General features: G+C 49.4%; 11 protein-coding genes. All 11 read left to right on the forward strand.

Annotation, left to right across the window (positions count from 1 at the left end; translation table 11 throughout):
* Positions 1 to 4 precede the first annotated feature (4 nt).
* The 11 genes from AC3WTJ_RS13025 (at position 5) to AC3WTJ_RS13075 (ending at position 19413) form a co-directional block, all read left to right on the forward strand.
* The gene (locus AC3WTJ_RS13025) at positions 5 to 2998 is read left to right on the forward strand and encodes an extracellular solute-binding protein (protein ID WP_492522101.1); all 2994 of its coding nucleotides are present in this window, start codon (positions 5 to 7) and stop codon (positions 2996 to 2998) included.
* Positions 2985 to 3965, forward strand: coding sequence for a carbohydrate ABC transporter permease (locus AC3WTJ_RS13030; RefSeq protein ID WP_127449149.1), 981 nt, complete (start codon positions 2985 to 2987; stop codon positions 3963 to 3965). Before AC3WTJ_RS13025 ends, AC3WTJ_RS13030 begins: the two co-directional genes overlap by 14 nt.
* On the forward strand, positions 3966 to 4865 hold the full coding sequence (locus tag AC3WTJ_RS13035) for a carbohydrate ABC transporter permease (protein WP_492522102.1): 900 nt from the start codon (positions 3966 to 3968) through the stop codon (positions 4863 to 4865).
* Positions 4866 to 4905: 40 nt separating this feature from the next.
* Positions 4906 to 6351 (forward strand): DUF5060 domain-containing protein, encoded by a 1446-nt coding sequence (locus AC3WTJ_RS13040; RefSeq protein ID WP_492522103.1) that lies wholly within the window; start codon positions 4906 to 4908, stop codon positions 6349 to 6351.
* On the forward strand, positions 6351 to 7811 hold the full coding sequence (locus AC3WTJ_RS13045) for a DUF5605 domain-containing protein (protein ID WP_492522104.1): 1461 nt from the start codon (positions 6351 to 6353) through the stop codon (positions 7809 to 7811). Before AC3WTJ_RS13040 ends, AC3WTJ_RS13045 begins: the two co-directional genes overlap by 1 nt.
* 12 nt (positions 7812 to 7823) lie before the next feature.
* Positions 7824 to 10190, forward strand: coding sequence for a glycoside hydrolase family 95 protein (locus AC3WTJ_RS13050; RefSeq protein ID WP_492522105.1), 2367 nt, complete (start codon positions 7824 to 7826; stop codon positions 10188 to 10190).
* Positions 10191 to 10676: 486 nt separating this feature from the next.
* A complete protein-coding gene (locus tag AC3WTJ_RS13055; RefSeq protein ID WP_492522106.1) occupies positions 10677 to 11771 on the forward strand; it encodes a Gfo/Idh/MocA family protein in 1095 nt (364 codons plus the stop codon).
* Entirely contained in the window at positions 11768 to 12643 is an 876-nt protein-coding gene (locus tag AC3WTJ_RS13060; RefSeq protein ID WP_492522107.1) for a sugar phosphate isomerase/epimerase family protein, read from the forward strand. The genes AC3WTJ_RS13055 and AC3WTJ_RS13060 overlap by 4 nt, the downstream gene beginning before the upstream one ends.
* Positions 12636 to 14285, forward strand: a complete 1650-nt coding sequence (locus tag AC3WTJ_RS13065; RefSeq protein WP_492522235.1) for a hypothetical protein — start codon at positions 12636 to 12638, stop codon at positions 14283 to 14285. Before AC3WTJ_RS13060 ends, AC3WTJ_RS13065 begins: the two co-directional genes overlap by 8 nt.
* A gap of 23 nt (positions 14286 to 14308) precedes the next feature.
* Complete coding sequence (locus AC3WTJ_RS13070; RefSeq protein ID WP_492522108.1) at positions 14309 to 17389, forward strand: glycosyl hydrolase 2 galactose-binding domain-containing protein; 3081 nt, start codon at positions 14309 to 14311, stop codon at positions 17387 to 17389.
* Positions 17341 to 19413: a hypothetical protein gene (locus AC3WTJ_RS13075; RefSeq protein ID WP_492522109.1), complete on the forward strand. Its 2073-nt coding sequence runs from the start codon at positions 17341 to 17343 to the stop codon at positions 19411 to 19413. Before AC3WTJ_RS13070 ends, AC3WTJ_RS13075 begins: the two co-directional genes overlap by 49 nt.
* Positions 19414 to 19422 lie beyond the last annotated feature (9 nt).

The raw sequence follows: 19422 nt of genomic DNA on the forward strand, positions 1-19422 counted from the left end.
AGGGATGGAGTTGAAAGCGTTATTTAGAACACGGGCCGTGATGTCCTTCATGTTAGCCCTCGTATGCGTGCTGGGACCTACACTAACGGCACTGGCTGACAACAATGGCACATTGCCTAAAGCAAGTTCCACGTCTGGAGGCGCGGAGGCTGCATCAAATGTATCAAATGCATCGAATACAGCGAAAAATTTGATACCTGCGTATACAGAAGTACTTGAAGGATGGAAAAAGAACGGCGCCAAAGAAGATCATACCGGGAGCATGACGTTATCGGCAGCAAGTTTGTCGGGAAAGTCGGCGAATGCGAACGTTGCGGTTGAGTCATATGACGGCAAGAATAACGTCCTGGTTTGGAAAGCCAAAGGCGACGAATGGGTCGAATATGATCTGGACGTTGCACAGGGCGGACTTTATACGATTGAGATGTCGTACCATCCGTTTGTGGATTCGAGGGATCGGAAACCAATTGCACTCAGCCTAAGTGTTGACGGCGTTTCACCCTACCTTGAATCTAAGTCGATTGAGCTGTATCGCCACTGGAAGGATAAAATGCCGATCGTCAAAGATGACAACGGCGACGAAATTCGTCCGGCAGCAAACGATATCTCGAGTTGGCAAACCTGGGAATTGCGTGATATGTCCGGGGCCTATTTAGACCCTCTCCTGTGGAATTTGACACCTGGGAAGCATAAAATCCGCTTGGCGGGAAGCGATCCAATGGCACTGGAGTCTATTTCTTTCAAAGCGCCTGTCCCTGTTGCGGATTATGCAGCTGTAAAAAAAGAGCAGCCCAAGAATGCCGCCCCTGTAGAAGCTGACCCCATTGTGATTGAAGCGGAGCAGGTTGGTTGGAAAAATGATTCTTCCATTACACTCGCTTATGATAATGATATTGCCAATAGCCCTTATGTGCGGGGCAAAATTAGCTACAATACGCTGGATGGAAGTCACTGGTCGTCAAAAAATCAAGAAATCAGCTGGAGCTTTGAGGCTCCCGCCGCCGGTTTCTACAAAATAGCGCTGCGTCAGCAGCAATCGTTAGTTTCCAACCGGTCATCGTTCCGGACGATTATGATTAACGGGAAGGTTCCGTTTTCCGAGTTGAAAGCGTATCGCTTCCCTTATGCAACCGGTTGGAAAGGGCGGGAGTTAGCCAATGATGAGGGCGAGCCGTACCAGTTTTATTTGGAAAAAGGGACCAATACCATTTCGATGCGCGTCACACAGGCACCTCTCATTCCGGCTGCTGCCGAAATGGATAAAGGAATTGCCACATTGGTTAAGCTTTCTACAGATCTGCGCACGTTGACGGGAGGGGTAGATGACAAAAACAGGACCTGGGATCTTAAAAAGGATTTACCTGGATTTGTTGAGCAGCTGCAGGAACTGAATGATAATCTTGCGGCAACCCGAGAACAATTAACCACGATCAATGGCCGCTCCGACGCTTTGTCCCAAGGGTTAGTGACGGTAAGCAAAGATATTGAAACGCTATTAAAGTATCCGGATGAAATTCCTTATGATGCAGGCCGGATGAATTCCATGCAAGGCAAGCTGGCGGACTTGGTCAAACAGCTTAGCTCACAGCCGCTGCAAATTGACCGGATTTTCATTGTTCCGGCTCAAAAGCCTTTTCCAAAAATGGAATCGACGTTTGCGGAAAAGATCCAAGGTTCGATTATTAATTTCTTCAATACGTTCAGAAGCAAAGAGGTTGCGGAAAAAACGGATGATCAAGTGCTCAATGTGTGGATGAACCGTGGACGGGATTACGTGAATTTGCTGCAAAGCATGGCGAATGAAATGTTTACGCCGCAAACGGGCATTAAAGTGAAAATCAACCTGCTGAAGGACGATAAGCTGCTTCTCTTGATGAATGCGGCCGGGATGGCGCCTGACGTCGGTATCGGTTTGCCGCATGATACGCCGTTTGATTATGCCATCCGTAATGGGGTATACAATTTAAAACAATTCCCGGATTTCGATGACGTGTATAAGCAATTCGCTCCGGGTGCGTGGATGCCGTACTTCTATGATGGAGGTTATTACGCCGTTCCGGAAACACAGACATTCTCCATGATGTTTTACCGGAAAGATATCTTGCAAAATCTAGGGCTTAGCGTTCCAGACACCTGGGATGACATGTACCGCATGCTGCCGGTGCTGCAACAAAACGGCATGAATTTTACGCCGGTTGAACACAGCATCTTTATGCAAATGCACGGCCTTGAGTACATCAAGCAGGATGGTTCCAGAACAGGTTTCAACAATGATAAAGGCTTCGAAGCGTTCAAAGAGTGGACGGATTTGCAAAACAAATACGGGATCGATCAACGAAGCGATAATTTCGTACAGCATTTCCGCGATGGTTCCTATCCGATCGGTATTGCCGATTTGAATGGCTATCTCCAATTGACTGTTGCAGCACCTGAACTGAATGGCGTATGGGGCGTAGCACCGATTCCAGGGGTCAAGCAAGCGGATGGCACAGTTGTTAGATGGACGGGAGGCAACGGCGGCGATCAATTTGCTTCAGCCATCTTCAAACACACGAAGAAACCGCAGGAAAGCTGGGAATTCCTGAAATGGTGGATGTCGGAAGAGGTGCAAGAGAAATACGGCCTCGATTTGGAAACGCTCAATGGGGTTACGTTCCGCTGGTACACATCCAATGTGGATTCCTTTGTTAAGCTTCCTTGGAAGGAAGAGGATTTGCAAGCGATTTTGGAACAGTGGAAATGGTTCCGTGAAGTGGCGAAAGTGCCGGGCAGTTACTATATGGAGCGTGAGCTTACGAACGCTTGGACTCGAACTGTTATCAACGGGGAAAATTATCGGACTTCGCTTGAAACCGCAATAAAAGAAGTGGACAGGGAAATCCAGAGGAAGATGCAGGAGTTTCATTTTGTTGATGCCAACGGCCAATTAGTACGTTCTTTGAATATACCCGTGATTACAAAGCCATGGGAAGGAGTGGATAAGTATGTTAAAAAGTGAAGTGCAGGCGCGAGTGCTTCCAAGAACGATTCAACCGGTCAAAATACGAAAAAGTAAGCTGATATCAGCGCTGCAAACGCTTTGGGAATATCGGGTCTCGTATTTATTCATCGCCCCGTTCCTGATCTGTTTTATCATTTTTATTTTGCTGCCGGTTTTGTCCGCCTTAGCGCTTAGCTTTACTTATTTCAATGCCATTGAAGCACCTCGGTTTATTGGCTGGGACAATTTCCGGTATATGCTTTCCCAAGACCTCATTTTGATTAAATATGCGCTTCCCAATACGCTTTCCTTTGCGTTAATTGTAGGCTCCGGCGGCTATGTGTGCGCCTTCATGCTTGCTTGGCTGATCTCGATTCTGCCCGGGGTGTACCGGAAATGGTTCACACTGGCCATGTATACGCCTTCCTTGGCAAGTTTGGTTGCGATGAGCATTATTTGGACGCCAATGCTTTCCAGCGACAGAATCGGTTATTTGAACAGTTTTTTATTAAAAATGAGCTTGATTAGCGAACCTGTCCAGTGGGTAACAAGTAAAGAGCACTTAATGACGTCCATGGTTGTCGTCTCTCTTTGGAAAAGTATGGGCATCGGGTTCCTCGGCATGTTAGCGGGTATTCTCAACGTGAATCCCGAATTGTACGAGGCAGGCAGATTGGATGGCATTCGCAGCCGTTTGGAAGAAGTGTGGTACATTACGATCCCTTCTACCAAACCGCAAATGCTGTTCGGGGCCGTTATGGCCATCGTAGGTGCGATTCAGCTGTCGTCTATCGGAACGGCGTTGTCCGGCATGAATCCGACGCCGGAATATGCAGGCCATATGATCACAACGCATATTGACGATTATGGACTAAAACGGTTTGAACTCGGCTATGCGACGGCTTTGACCGTGTGTTTGCTAACCATCGTTTATTTCGCCCAAAAGCTGAGCTGGAAGCTGTTCGGAACGAAGGGAGAAGAATAAATGAAAATTGCAGGGACAATGCGTCAATTGCACGCGTGGCGCAGGAGAGTGGGGATTCGGCGGTTGAGTCCGTTCGAGATGTTTGCGGCCGTTCTTCTCGTCGCGCTGAGCATCTTCATGCTGCTGCCGATTGTATACATCATTAACCATGCCTTCAAACCGTATCAGGAGCTGTTTATTTATCCGCCAAACATCTTTGTAAGGGAACCGTCGCTGCAGAACTTTGCTGAGCTGCTTGCCACGACCAAAGGGACGGCGGTTCCGGTCTCCCGTTATTTATTCAATAGCATTATTGTCACAGGAATGGCTGTATTTCTGATTACCATGACAAGCGCAATGTGCGCTTACGCCATTTCCAAACATAAGTTTCCAGGGCATAAGCTGGTGTTTGCAACGATCTTGCTGACGTTGGTGTTCGTACCGGAAACGGTCGAAATCCCTAAATATTTAATCATCAGCAAACTGCATATTTTCGATACGTATTGGGGACACGTTTTGCCGCTCGTCGCCGTGCCAACCGGCGTGTTCCTTATGAAGCAATTTATCGACCAACTGCCGGATGAACTGTTGGATTCTGCACGGCTGGACGGAGCTAAGGAGCTTAGGCTTTTTATCAGTATCGTCATTCCCATGCTCATGCCCGCCGTTGCGACAATTGCGATTATTGCCTTTGACTCCGCATGGAAAGATGCTAGCACATCGACCTTCTATATGCAGAACGAGACGATGAAAACTTTCCCGTTCTATGTGGAAACATTAACGAGCGGTATGGCGAACAGTGTGGCCCGGCAGGGTGCCGCAGCCGCAGCTGCACTCCTCTTGTTTTTGCCAAACTTGATTATGTTTCTCGTATTTCAAAGTAAGGTTATCGCTACAATGGCTCATTCCGGGATAAAGTAACCGGGTGTCGTTGCATTGAAAAGGAGGGGATCGCGAGCCTATGGCAATTGAGATGAACATGCGGGAAGTGGAGCAATGGTCACAATTCGAGCTGACATTGAAAGGGCCAACGGAAGGAAATCCGTTTCTGGATGTTAAACTCTCCGCACAATTTCAATACAAAAACTTTATTGTTGAACCAGACGGTTTTTATGATGGTGACGGCACGTACCGGGTTCGTTTCATGCCCGACAGACCTGGCATTTGGCGGTATGTGACCCGCAGCAGTGAGGAAGAACTTGACGGACAAAGCGGCGAGTTCTTATGCACGCCGCCATCTGCCGGGAATCACGGCACTGTGCGGGTAAAAGATCAGTATTTATTCGCTTATGAGGATGGAACGCCTTATCTGCCGTTCGGCACGACTTGCTATCATTGGACACACCATGGCAGCAAGGAGTTGGAAGAGCTCACCTTACAGACGTTGAAGGATTCGCCTTTTAATAAAGTCAGAATGTGTTTATTGCCAACCCGGGATATGCAGCCGCCTCTAAGGGTAGCTTTTGCCGGCACTTGCCCTGAGGATTTGGACAAAAAGCAATTTAATCCGGCATTTTTCGCCCATTTGGAAGATCGTATTCGCGATCTCATGCAGCTTGGCATAGAAGCGGATCTCGTCTTATTCCATCCCTACGACAAAGGATATTGGGGCGTCGATAATATGGACCCGGAAACGGATGCCTTTTATCTGCGCTATGTAATCGCCCGTCTCGCCTCGTTTCGCAATGTGTGGTGGTCTCTCTGCAACGAATATGATTTTAATAAATACAAAACGATTGCCGACTGGGACCGGCTGCTTCAATTAACTCAGCGATACGATCCGTACCAGCATTTGCGGTCCATTCATAACGGAACGAAGATGTACAAATCATCAAGTTTATATGATTTTAGTAAGCCTTGGATTACACATCAAAGCATTCAGCATTGGGATGCCGAACTGACGACGTCTTGGCGTGAAGCCGTTGCCAAACCGATTGTCATCGATGAGATTTCCTATGAAGGCAATAGTTCCAGACGTTGGGGCAATATTTCCGGCGAGGAGCTGACACACCGTTTCTGGGAGGGCTTGTCGAGGGGCGGATTTGTCGGGCATGGAGAGTCCTTCATTAACCGGGAAACGAGAGCCTGGATTTCTTCCGGAGGCAAGTTATACGGGGAAAGTACAGAACAAATTGCTTTTTTGCGCAAAGTAATGGAGGAAGGCCCGGCGGACTGGATGAAAGCGGCGGAAGAAGGCACCTATAAACTGCTATACTTCGGGCGCCATCAGCATGCGTATAAGGTCTTGGAACTTAAGCAGGAAGAATCCTACCGAATAGCACTTATCGATACTTGGCATATGACAATTACCCCTTTGTCAGGCACGTTCAGCGGGAACTGCAAGATTGACCTGCCCGGAAAACCTTTTATGGCGCTTCGAATTCAAAAGGTTGAATCAAGCAGCTGATGTGGAAGGAGGAGAGAAAGCTGATCTACTCAAGGAATGTAGAGCGATGGGGCATTTTTGAGCTTACGCTGGAAGGCCCCTCTCTGGGGAATCCGTTCACGGACATTCAACTTAGCGCCCGGTTTCGGAAGGGACGGAATGAAGCTTATGCCGAAGGCTTTTATGACGGTAACGGCAAGTATCGGATCCGTTTTATGCCGGAGGAAGAAGGTCAATGGCTCTTCGAGACTTCAAGTTCGATCGCGGGAATGGACAGGGTGAAGGGTGAATTTGCTTGTACTTCAGCTGTGAATCCGAATAACCACGGTCCTGTGAGGGTGAAGGACTCTGTGTATTTCGAATATGCGGACGGTACACGATATACGCCAATCGGAACAACGAGTTATGTGTGGCATCTGCAAGACAAGGAAGTACAGGAGCAAACATTGCGAACGCTAAGGGATGCGCCATTTAATAAAATTCGGATGTTGGTTTTCCCGAAGTCGTACATGTTTAATGATCGGGAGCCCGCTATCTATCCATTCGAAGGTTCGCCCGAATCCGGTTTTGATTATACACGGATCGTTCCAGACTATTTCGCACATTTGGAGAAACGGGTAAAAGATTTAGCCGAATTGGGCATTCAGGCGGAACTCGTCTTGTTTCATCCCTACGATGAAGGGCGCTGGGGATTCGACCGGATGCCGCAAGAAGCGGATGACCGCTATGTGCGTTATATCGTTTCGCGATTCGCAGCTTATAGCCATGTTTGGTGGTCATTAGCGAATGAATACGATTTAATGTCGCATAAAAAATTGGATGACTGGAGCCGACTATTTCGGATTGTCCAGGAATGCGATTATGGAGGCCATCTGCGGTCTATTCATAATTGCCAAACCTGGTATGATTTCGGCACGCCATGGACGACACATGCGAGCATTCAGCATGTAGATGTGAAAGTGGTTTCGGAATGCACCAAACAATACGGCAAGCCGGCCGTTATTGACGAGTGCGGTTATGAAGGCAATTTGGATACAAGGTGGGGCAGCTTAACGCCGGAAGAATTGCTTTGCCGGGTCTGGGAAGGCATCTGCCGAGGCGGGTATGTGACGCATGGGGAAACATATTGGAATACCGAACAAATAATATGGTGGTCACATGGCGGAGAACTGCAAGGAAAAAGCATGCGGAGGATCGAATTCTTAAAAGGAATTATTGAAGAAGCTCCTCCTCGGTTGGCTTATACAAGCGATAGCTATGATGCAGCGACATTGTCCGTTCGAGGCGAATATTACTTGCAATATTTTGGGCCACATCGCTTTGCTTATCGTGAATTTTCATTGCCGGAAGGAACCTATCGAGTGGATGTAATTGATACATGGAATATGGTCGTTACCCCAGTAGAGGGTGAACATGAAGGGCGTTTTCGAATAGATTTGCCAGGAAAACTCTATTACGCGTTGCGCATACAAAAAGTTTAGGGAGTGTTGCTGATGAAACAAGTGAGAAATTCAGCCAATGGTACAAAGTTGTGGTACGAAAAACCGGCAAGATCTTGGAACGATGCGCTTCCGATCGGCAATGGGCGTTTCGGCGCGATGATATTCGGCAAAGTGAATAATGAGAGATTGCAGCTGAATGAGGACTCGGTTTGGTATGGAGGACCCGTTAACGGTGATAATCCAGAGGGACAGAAGCATTTTCCAATGGTTCGCCAGTTGTTGATGAAAGGGAAGCAGATCGAGGCCGAAGAACTTGCGCAAATGGGGATGATGTCGATTCCTAAATCCCTGCATCCGTATCAGCCGCTTGGAGATTTTCAAATTTATCATGACGGCGAAAAGAAGATGATTTCCAATTACTATCGGGAATTAGATATTGAACAGGGGATTGCGCAAGTAGGCTATTGCCTGAACGATATTCAGCATTCCAGGGAAATGTTCAGCAGCGCGGTTGATCAAGTGATCGTCATTCGCATCAAGTGTGATCGGCCGGCGAAGTTAAATCTGCGCATGCATTTGAGCCGAAGGCCTTTTGACGAAGGCACGCAAAAGATTGCCAACGATACATTGGTGATGAGCGGTGAAAATGGCCGAGGAGGCGTCACGTATTGCGCCGCTGTGAAAGCGGTTCCCGACGGCGGGTCGGTGAAAGTGATTGGCGACTTCCTCATTGTTCAGGCAGAAGCGGTAACCATCTATCTCGCGGCGCAGACTTCCTTCCGCCACTCGGACCCGATTGCGATATGCACGCGTCAGTTAGAACATGCGGCAGGCAAGGGGTTCGATAAAGTCAAGCGAGACCACCTGGCGGATCATACGAGCAGAATTCAACGTGTGAAGCTGGAGTTAGGCCGTCCCGAAGAGAGCAAAGAAGCGGATTTGCTGCCGACCGATGCCCGTTTGCAGAGGTTCAAAGAAGGTGGAAACGATCCTGGGCTTGCGCAATTATATTTTCAATATGGTCGATACTTGTTGATGGCTTCCTCTCGTCCTGGATCCAATCCTGCCAATTTGCAAGGGATATGGAACGAAAGCTTTACACCGCCGTGGGAGAGTAAATATACCATTAATATCAACACGGAGATGAATTATTGGCACGCGGAAGTGTGCAACCTGCCCGAATGCCATGAGCCATTGTTTGATTTGATCGATCGCATGCGGATCAATGGCAGGAAAACGGCGCAGGAAGTGTATGGCTGCAGAGGGTTTGTCGCCCATCATAATACGGATATGTGGGGAGCTACCCAAATTGAAGGTAACTTTATGCCGGGATCGATCTGGCCGATGGGCGCGGCATGGTTAACTCTTCATCTCTGGGAGCATTTCCGTTACGGACAGGATGAGCGGTTCCTGCGCGACCGGGCGTATCCGATCATGAAGGAAGCGGCGGAGTTTTTCTTGGACTATTTGTTTGAAGATGAGAATGGGTACCTGATCACCGGACCGTCCACTTCGCCGGAAAATAAGTTTATCGGCGCTGATGGCAGCGTTGGCTGTTTGACCGTTGGTCCATCCATGGATACGCAAATTATCTATTTTTTGTTCCGTGCTTGTATCGAGGCTTCTGAACGTTTGAAAACAGACGAAGGAACAAGGCAAGAATGGGAGCGCAAGCTTCGCAAATTGCCGCCGCCGCAAATCGGGAAGCACGGGCAGCTGCAGGAATGGGTGAAGGATTGGGATGAGGTGCATCCGGGACATCGTCATATTTCCCACTTGTTCGCTTTGCACCCTGGTGAAATGATTCATGTTCGCCATACGCCGGAGTGGGCAGATGCCGCCAAGCGAACATTGGATCGCCGACTGGAAGCCGGAAGCGGCCATACGGGCTGGAGCCGGGCGTGGATCATTAATTTCTTTGCCCGTTTGGAAGACGGCGAAAAGTCGTACGAGCATCTTCGCATGCTGCTGTCGCATTCCACACTGCCGAATTTGTTCGACAATCACCCGCCGTTTCAGATCGATGGCAATTTCGGCGGAACCGCCGGCATTGCTGAGATGCTGCTGCAATCGCATCGCGGGGAGATCAACCTGCTTCCAGCGCTGCCAAGTGCATGGGCACGTGGATCGGTTAGCGGGTTGAGAGCTCGCGGCGGCTTCGAAATTGATCTGGCCTGGGAAGATGGGGCGATGACGCACTGTGTTATTCAGGCCAAGTACAGCCAGGCTTGCACCGTTATTTACAAAGGCGGCCAGCTGCCGCTTATCGTAGAATCCGATGGAGGAGCTGCGGTAGAGGCGGTATTGGAAGAGCAGTCCGGTATGCTTACTTTCCAAGCCGAGACGGGCAAGAAGTATGTGCTATCGCTTGGAAAGCCCGCGGTGAGTGAGAGCTTGAGAGAGGCAACGAATATTTAGATGGTTTTTGGGAAGGTCACCCGATGGGTGGCCTTTTTGTTGTTGCGGGGGGCCAAGGGGAGTTATTCCTGAATGGGATCTATGGTCCCTTATTCCGAGGAAAACGAGCTGTTTCCACGCTAAGGGGAACTACAGGCTCTTATTTCGCCGAGTTTTCCAGTTTCCCGCATGAAAGAGTCAAAATAGAGGCCCGTAGTTCCCCAAACCCTTGGAATATGGCCTATTTCTGTGGAATAGAGGCCTGTAGTTCCCCTATATTTCCTCATGGAGGCATGACAGCGAATCAACTCTATCAAATTTACCGTTCCACCAGGGTACCCTTAACGCCATCCCTGTACCTAAGACCCCGCGACTGCCCACTCGCCATATTTCGATGCTTTTTACGCAGAAAAACCAACGTGGTTGAATCCTCCCTACAAAAAAGCATGAACACCCTATAAATGTTTTTCCATCCTCGTGTAATGTAAGAAATAAAGAGGTGTAACTATGGAATTCATTAGACCAGACGATTATTTGCCTAATAAGAAGCGTCTTAGCAACGTAAATGAATACGGAATCGGCCTCATCGGATGCGGCAGCATAGCGAATACGGCCCATTTACCGGCATACCGCAAGTACGGTTTGCACATAGCTGCTTGCTGCGATGTCAACGAGGAAGCGGCACGCGCCACAGCGGAAAAGTTTGATATTCCATTTTGGACGACGGATGTGAATGAGCTACTTGAGAGGGAAGATGTAGGTGTAATCGACCTGGCCATCCATCCTGAACCGCGGCTGGAAGTGCTGAGGTTAATCGGGAAGGCACCAAGGCCTGTATTGTGCCAAAAGCCTTTGCACCTGGATTTGGCACAAGCTGAACGCCTGAACGCAGCAGCAACCAAGTTGGGAATTATTCTGGGAGTCAACCAGCAAGCTCGCTTTGCGCCAGCGCACAAAGCGCTGAAAACGGTGCTGGAGCAGGACCTGATCGGAGAAGTATACAGCATTCACCACAATATGCGCTCGTTCCAGGATCAGGCCGGCTGGTGGTGGACGACAATGAAAAATTTCAACATTGTCGACCATGGTGTGCACTATGTGGACCTCTGCCGGTACTTCAATCCTTATCCGGAGGAATGGTCCAGGGTACACTGCACGACAGCCCAGTTAACGAAGCAAAACGCCATCGACCCGCTGATCTATTCGGCGAATATCGAATTTGGTCCCAAAGGCGGCAGGAACCCGCTGATGGCGACGCTGCATTTTAACAATATTGCCAAAGCAAGCCGCTCACACAGCAATACTTGGTGGATTGACGGGACAGAAGGAAGCTTGTGGTGCACGCAAGATACCCTCTATATGGCACTCAACAAACACAAAAATGTCGTTCACGAAATCAAGCTCAAAGGTACGTGGTTCCCGGATGCTTTCGCCGGTTCGATGATCGCGTTCATGACAGCCTTGGAAGAAGGGAACCTCCCGCCGGTCACGGCAGAGGATAATATCCAAACGGTAGCGTTGACAACCGCGATGGTAAACTCCAGCCAGGAAGCCTGTGTCGTGGAGAGAGCGGATTTGTTGAAAGGAAGCGTTGTGAGATGAATCAACTTGGATTTATGAGCTACGTGTATATGGGCTGGAGCGCGGAAGCCATGGCGGAAGATGCGCGTAATCATGGCATGAAATATGTGCAACTTGATCCCAAGCAAGCGATGCAGGTGATGGATGACCAGCCATTCTCACTCACGCGTGCTGAGAAGATTCGCTCTATTTTTAAAAGTAAGGGCATCACGGTCATCGGTTTATCCGGTTATACGAATTTAATGAACCCCAATCTGCAAAAAAGGGAAGCCAAACTGGAGCAGCTGGAAAAGATGATCGACCTATGTTCGGTTTATGGGACTAGGTATATGGCGACGGAGACGGGAAGTCTTCATCCGACTAACGCTTGGCGCGACTACGAAGGCAATCGTACCCCTGAGGCATGGGAGCAGCTGCTGCAAATCATAGATCGCTTGCGAAATCGAGCGGTGAAGCAAGGTGCCGTTTTGCTAGCCGAAGGTTTTGTCAACAACGTGCTTGCCACGACGGAACAAGCCAAGGAGATGATAGAGCGCCTGGGAACGGAAGGTTTGGCGTTCATTATGGATCCTTTTAACTACCTGAAGCAGGAAGATTTGAGCAGACAACCCGAAGCGATGGCGAAAATGTTTGACCATATCGGCGAGCATTGTCCTATCGCGCATGCCAAAGATACGCTTTACGCTGCCGAAGGATTCACGACACCTCGAGTCGGGGCGGGGCAAGCAGATTGGAACGTCTATGCGGAGCTTCTTGCTCGCCGGATGCCGGAGATTCCTTTGATTCTGGAACATGCGAAGCCTGAAGAAGTGGGGGATTGCCTGACCATTATCCGCCAATCCTTTGCGAATGTTGAGGCGAACTGGGGAGTGACGAACACAGGTGATGCATAAACCGAAACTAGGTATTCAAGGGCCAGTCGTGGCGTGGCAGGATCCATGGGCGGGTGAGGCATCCGATCTCATCATGCGGACGGGAACAGGAAGTGTTTGTCTCTCACAGGATCCGAGACCGGAACCAGGTGCTTTTGTAAACAGCTTGCGTGAATTAGGAGCGGATTTCTACGTGCATCATGTGCTGCCAGGCACGGATCATTGGGATGCAGTTGCGGATATTACCGCAGGAGGAATGGATATTTGCCTCGGAAACGAATATGGCAACATCAACGGACCTTGGGTGGAAGGAACGAATCGGTATGACATTCCGGATCAGGCGATCGTCGAAGCCTCCACCTCTGGCCGATGCCTGGGACTGCTGTATGACGAACCGGAGCATTTGCAAATCAACGTCGGGCAATACCGCAAGGATGGATGGTTTCCGCATTGGGGCAGCACGGAAGGTTTAAGTTTGGCAGAAGCTCGGAGCAAAGTTGAACAATCCGTAAGAACCCGAACGGAACATGTGAGCCGCATTGTGGAGCAAGCGGGTTTAGCGAGTACGTCCGTACCATTAATAGCGGAACATGTATTTCCTACCATGTTTCATACATTTGCCAGAGCAGGGATGGTTCTTTGCCCGAAAATCATGAAGGAATCGTTCCAATCGCTGCAGCTGTCGACGGCTCTGGGGGCAGCCAAGCAATATGGGCGGGCATTGTGGATCTGTGCGGATCTGTGGGGACCTGATACGGGCCGATGGTTTACACGGTTCCCCGGTTTTCCCGGACATTCTCCGCAGGAATTTGAATCGGCTTTGAAAATGGGCTATTTCATGGGGCCAACCCATTTATTCGTAGAAAATATCGATGTATTGCTTAGACATCAGCCTGAGGGCTTCATGAAAACGGAATTCGGCGAGGTTTGGCTGGAATTCGTTCGAAAATTTGTTCCCGAACACCCGCTGGCTTGGCATCACTCCCAGGCAGAGGCCGATATTGCAGTCATTCATTCGGATGATAGTAACTATGGACAAAATGAGCGGCTTTTCGGCAATCGCATGAGTGAGACGCAAGATGTCTCACATAGCCAAAGCGTGTTTCACATTTGGCATCTGCTTAGCCGAGGAACCATACCGGCCCACGGCAGCTGCCTGCATATTCCGGGGTACGACTTCCCGAGACATCAGTTAAAGCAGGACGTTCCACTTGATCATTTTCCATTGGTGGAAGGATTTTCCGGAGGGGCAGGCAGACGGGTGCACCCTTTATTTTACCCAATGCCAAATGTTCTGGCGTTCGATGAGCACGTTACGGCCGACCAATTAGGTCAGCCCAAGTTAATTATCGTCGGTGGTACGACACTGAGCACAAACACGTTTTCAATGATTACGAAAAAGGCGGAAGACGGCGCGGTTGTCGTCATCGCAGATTGGCTCCTTCCTACGGATTGCCCGGAACACCGAAAGAAAAGCGGGAGAGCTGGTTTCGGAGGCTGGATTGTCACAACCGATTTTATGGCAAGTGAAGTGAAAGAGGCTGTGGAGCCTTTTATAGGGAAAAACAAGATTTGGACACAGCGATTTGGATCGACAGAAGTACGCATGTATCCGCAAGATGAAGAAGGCTATACGTTAGATTATGAAATCGTGAGGGTATGACGAGAAGTAAGGTGGAGATGTGATTGGAGCCAACCAAACGTTTGGATCAGTTCGCGGAAATTGCGTTTCGTGAACATCCCGGAAATAAAGATGAACTGCGGGACATTCCGCCTATAACTGTTGATAAAAAATATTTTACACCGGGCACGGATAAAGCGAAGCGCGTGCCAGAGCTTACATTCGATGCTCAAATGGATCGATTTCATGAAGAGTTGAGACAACTGCGCGAAAAGTACAGACCTTATATGAGAAATTTAGTGCCGACTCCTTCGATGACACGGGATCGGCAAGTATGCAGCCAATTTCAATTTCGCTATCAAACGCCTGAAGACGTTAGTTTTACTCGCGTACTGGACGGTGCAGGGGATTGGGAAGCGGTGACGATCCCAGATTTCCGCGGACCTAGCGGGGAAGAAGGCAAATGGACGGGATTTTATCGCAGCGAGTTTGCCTATCCCGGCATTCCAGAAGGAAAACGCGTATATCTCGTATTCAAGGGTGTTGATTATAAAACGACGGTATACCTCAATCACAAATGCATTGGCAGTCATGAGGGATTTTTCGCACCGTTCGAATTTGATGTGACCGACTTTTTGCAGGAAAACAATACGCTCGTCGTTGAGGTTCAGACGGACATTCCCATGATGGGTGTCGGGGGAACGAAGCTGGATGGCGATAAGATATACGCAGCGACGGGTCCAGGCTGGGATGATCCGTACAATGGTTGGAGCCACTGTCCACCGGGAGCGGGCATTTACAATCAAGTGTATCTGGAACAGCGGTCAGAACTGTTTATCCAGGATGTCTTCGTTAGACCGGATATTGACACCGGCTCTGTGGAAGTCTGGATTGATGCCGTGAACACCACGACGCGTGTGATGGAGAATTTTGAGTTGGAACTGGCCATTATGCCCCAGAATTTTGAGGGTGATGGAATTGAGCCAATCTCATTTACAGTGGCCTATGCGGGGCCGGGTATTAATTATTTCCGTTACAAAGTAGAATTTCCTGCATTTAAAATGTGGGAACCGGAATCTCCCTTGCTTTATGCCGTGCGTATCGAAGTGAAAAATGGCAGCCACTGCACAGACAGCCGGGATCGCACTTTCGGTATGCGGAAATTTCATATGGATGAACAGCAGGTTCCGAAAGGCACGCTTTATTTGAACAATCAACCGATCGTACTAAGAGGCGCCAATGAGATGGGGCATCTGCAGCAGTGTGTGATGAACAACGATTTTGACCAATTAATGGATGATATCTTGATTGCCAAATTGGCGAATTTGAATTTTTACCGAATTACACAACGTCCCGTGCAGGAAGAAATCTATGATTATTTCGATATGCTCGGCATGATGCATCAATGCGATTTGCCTACGTTCGGCTTTATTCGTCGAAATCAATTTGTCGAGGGCGTGAAGCAAGCAGCTGAAATGGAAAGGCTGATTCGCAGCCATCCGTCCTCCATTATGGTATCGCTGATCAACGAGCCTTCTCGAACGGAGAAAAGGCGCAAGGGTCACCGTTATTTGCACAGAAATGAGTTGGAAGCTTTTTTCGTAGCCTCCAGGCAAGCCATATTTGTTGAGAATCCGGATCGAGTTGTGAAAAACGTGGAGGGGGACTACAACCCGCCTACCCGTGAAGGGCTGCCCGATTTTCATTGCTATAATTTGTGGTACACGAACAACGTTATTCCTGTTGGGAAAATGTACAAAGGGTACCTTCCAACGATCCGAGAGGGCTGGAAAGCGGGATGCGGCGAGTACGGGACCGAAGGATTGGATCATGCGGAGCTTATGATAAGCCGTTATCCCAAGGAATGGCTCCCGACATCGGAGCAAGATCGTTGGCTGCCGAATAGCATCCATGGCGCACAAACCTACAATCTTCACGGAGATTGGTATGCGGAACAAACCAATATGCACGATTGGATCCAGGCCAGTCAAAAGCATCAAAGTTTAGCGACGAAATTGATGACGGATGCATGGCGCAGAAGAGCGGATCGGGTTGTATCCACGGCGATCCATCTGCTGATAGACGCTTGGCCGGCAGGTTGGATGAAAGCTCTTGTAGGTGTCGATCGAAAACCGAAACCGGCATTTTTCACCTATCAGGACTGCTTGGAGCCTGTTCGCGTTAACTTGCGAAGCGATCGCTGGAAGGTATATGAAAGCGAGACATTGGAAATTGAAGCTTGGCTTTTGAACGATACAGCAAAGGAATACGGGAAGTGCCGGATTGTTGCGACACTGCGTGATGATTCAAAGGACTATGCACATTACGAAATCGTTAGTTTACTACCGATAGCTTCATCGCTGTATGCGGGTTCAATTCGATTCTCCGTGCCTTCCGTTCAAGACAGACAGAAATTATACGTGGATGCGGAATTGATAGATGAAGACGGCCAAGTATTAAATGCAGAAAGGTTTACTTTTGAGGCTTTTGCAAAGGCGAGAATCCAGTCCCCTCAGAAGGTCGCGTATCTCGACGCAGCATCCGAACTGCTCGGCTCACTGCTGAACGTTAACGGAGAGCGTTATTCCGAAGAGGTGCAGAACGACTGTACGCTTGTTGTCTCATCCCCGGAAGCATTCAACAGCCAACGGACGGCCATCCTTGCAAAAGTTCGCAAAGGCGCAACAGCTGTATGTATTCTGAAGCACGCGGATAACGGTACATGGGAATTAGATGATACACAAATTCAGACGGTGAAATTACGAGAAGTGTATACGCTTTCTATGCAAGTTGACGGTCTCAACATGCCAAGCGTCAAGCCGGACGATTACTCTTATTTTTATAACTTGACGACAGACCGGCTGGATGGCATGACCAATAGCCATTTGACCGGCGAGGGCATCGAACCGATTGTATTTGCTTACCAGGCGCATTCGGAGACACCGGGTAAGCGGAAGCTGCCTGTTGTAGGATTGAAACGTTTAGGCAAAGGGCTGCTATTCTTCGTATGCCTGCCATTAGCGGGCCGAGTGGGCTTTAATCCAACGTTAGACCGCCTGCTAGTGACTTTGATGAGCGAGAAAGGAGTGAGCCCCGAGTGTTGTACACCATTGTTAGCCGCAATCAGAAGCGACGAGCCGAGATAGCAGTCACGCAAGAAGGTTTACAGCTCATGCTTAGATCAGAGGGCGAGCCCTCTCCCTTTTTCACAGGGCGGTTGAATGACATGCTAAGTTATTCCACGGGCAGACCGTGGCGAATGGATACACCTGGGCTGAGGGATGTGCAAGTCAATGACGAGATTGGCATGGTTCGGATCAGTGGTTTTTTAGAAGCCTTGTACGTCACGCTGTGTCTGGCGTTTGACGAACAGGACCTCCTGCGGATGCAAATGAGTTGGGAGAATCGGAGCGATCACTTCATTCGTGAAGCAGCCGTGGGCATCCTGTTCACGCTTCCGAAGCGAAGACGTGAAAAAGTGACGATTCCCCACATGATTTACAATAACAACCCATCTTCTGATCCGAATCGGATCGTGCCACGGCTTGGCGTGGAGCCAGGTCTTGGCTTCATCTGCGAAGAGCACAGACTGCCCATTCCCTGCGTGAATGTTGAATGGGAGGAAGAGGAGACGCGGTTTCTCTCCTTGTTTTCGATCCCTGACTTTGTGGAGTCGGAAGACGGAGTTGTGCATTACGGCTCGCTGGGAGCCATCCAAGAGGAGAGTCGCATCACGGCCGTTGCGCTAAGCGGCGTTCTGATGTTTAACGGGGAGAAAGATACTTATTTTATCGCTAAAAATACTACGCAATCTTACTCCGATGGATATATGGATTTCGAGCAAGGCCGCACATTAACCAAAATGTATGCGCTGGATTGGGGAGTGGCAGACCGCCAAGGCCATGCTTTTCGTGAAATTGTTCGAAAGAGCGATAAGCTTTTCGCGCCGGTGGGAAAAAGTCCGCTATCGCTGGATGAGATGATTCGACTTAAGACCCATGCGATGGATGATCGGTATCGAAGCGGGGAACAGGGGGCCGCAGGCTATATCAAGTTTACCGATTCTAACGGGACCGTCCCCAAGCATCCGCTGCATTACATGTACGGTTGGACGGGACAGTGTTTGAAGCTGGCCTGGTGCGATGCCAAATTAGGTATTGAAACCGGGCAGGAAGAACGAGTCCAGAAATGCATACGAGCTGTTGATTTCTATGTAGAGCAGAGCCGCACTGACGTCCCTGGTGTGAGACATAGTTTGTATCGGTTAAATGAAGGAGTTTGGGATGACTTTTACTGGAATAAAGAGCCGGTCGTCTCAAGCCGGGCATACGGTGAAACGATCGCTGATTTGGCGGAGATAGCGCATCTATTCCGGGAAAACGGTCGGGAAGTTCCGCTAAGCTGGATTGAAGCGCTGCGCGAGTCCGCAGATTTCTTAACGGGCGGCGCGCTGTTAACGGGCATCTACCCTTCCGCATGGCGAATGGACGGTACCCCGGCAGATGACATGATAACAGCTGCGGGGATCCCCTGTTTGATCGCTCTCGTGAAAGCCTATTGGATCACGCAGGAGAGCAATTATTTGGAATTCGCTGAGCGAATGATGCTGCGTTATTACGAACTGCATGTCGAGACGTTCGAGCGGCCATTTGCCCGTTCCACGCTGGATGCCAAGTGTGAGGACAAAGAAGCGGGCATGTACTTTTTCCTAGCCGCATACGAACTGTTTCTTTTGACGAGGGATGAACGGTATCAGGAATGGGCTGAGATTGCTGCTGATTGGCTTTTAACTTTTGTATATGTGTGGAACCCGGCATACAACCAAGGCTCAGCATTCCGGAACACGGATTTTAGCGCTGTAGGATGGCCTGGCGTCAGTGTGCAAAACCACCATTTGGATGTATTTTTTCCAACCTACGAGTTTTGGAAATTTGGCCGCTTAACCGGCAAAGAGCAGTACGAGCGGTGGGGACGCGTGTCGCTGGAGGCGATGGGACAGGGCATTTGTACGAAACCGGGCGAATGGGGATTTACCGTTGCCGGGGAGCAGGGAGAAGGCTTTTTCCAAACGTACTGGAATCACCGGGGACACAGCAATAAATGGAACCCTTCATGGGTTATCGCGCTGGTTTTACATAACGCTTTGCGTTTCAGGGATACACAGGGTTGACGGTGAAAG

This window comes from Paenibacillus sp. FW101-FHT12H11 (assembly GCF_058790355.1).

What these genes read in the sequence shown, in the direction of transcription:
- AC3WTJ_RS13040 (WP_492522103.1), top strand. Translation starts at nt 4,906, where the DNA reads ATGGCAATTGAGATGAACATGCGGGAAGTGGAGCAATGGTCACAATTC.
- AC3WTJ_RS13045 (WP_492522104.1), top strand. Translation starts at nt 6,351, where the DNA reads ATGTGGAAGGAGGAGAGAAAGCTGATCTACTCAAGGAATGTAGAGCGA.
- AC3WTJ_RS13025 (WP_492522101.1), top strand. Translation starts at nt 5, where the DNA reads ATGGAGTTGAAAGCGTTATTTAGAACACGGGCCGTGATGTCCTTCATG.
- AC3WTJ_RS13030 (WP_127449149.1), top strand. Translation starts at nt 2,985, where the DNA reads ATGTTAAAAAGTGAAGTGCAGGCGCGAGTGCTTCCAAGAACGATTCAA.
- AC3WTJ_RS13065 (WP_492522235.1), top strand. Translation starts at nt 12,636, where the DNA reads ATGCATAAACCGAAACTAGGTATTCAAGGGCCAGTCGTGGCGTGGCAG.
- AC3WTJ_RS13035 (WP_492522102.1), top strand. Translation starts at nt 3,966, where the DNA reads ATGAAAATTGCAGGGACAATGCGTCAATTGCACGCGTGGCGCAGGAGA.
- AC3WTJ_RS13050 (WP_492522105.1), top strand. Translation starts at nt 7,824, where the DNA reads ATGAAACAAGTGAGAAATTCAGCCAATGGTACAAAGTTGTGGTACGAA.
- AC3WTJ_RS13060 (WP_492522107.1), top strand. Translation starts at nt 11,768, where the DNA reads ATGAATCAACTTGGATTTATGAGCTACGTGTATATGGGCTGGAGCGCG.
- AC3WTJ_RS13055 (WP_492522106.1), top strand. Translation starts at nt 10,677, where the DNA reads ATGGAATTCATTAGACCAGACGATTATTTGCCTAATAAGAAGCGTCTT.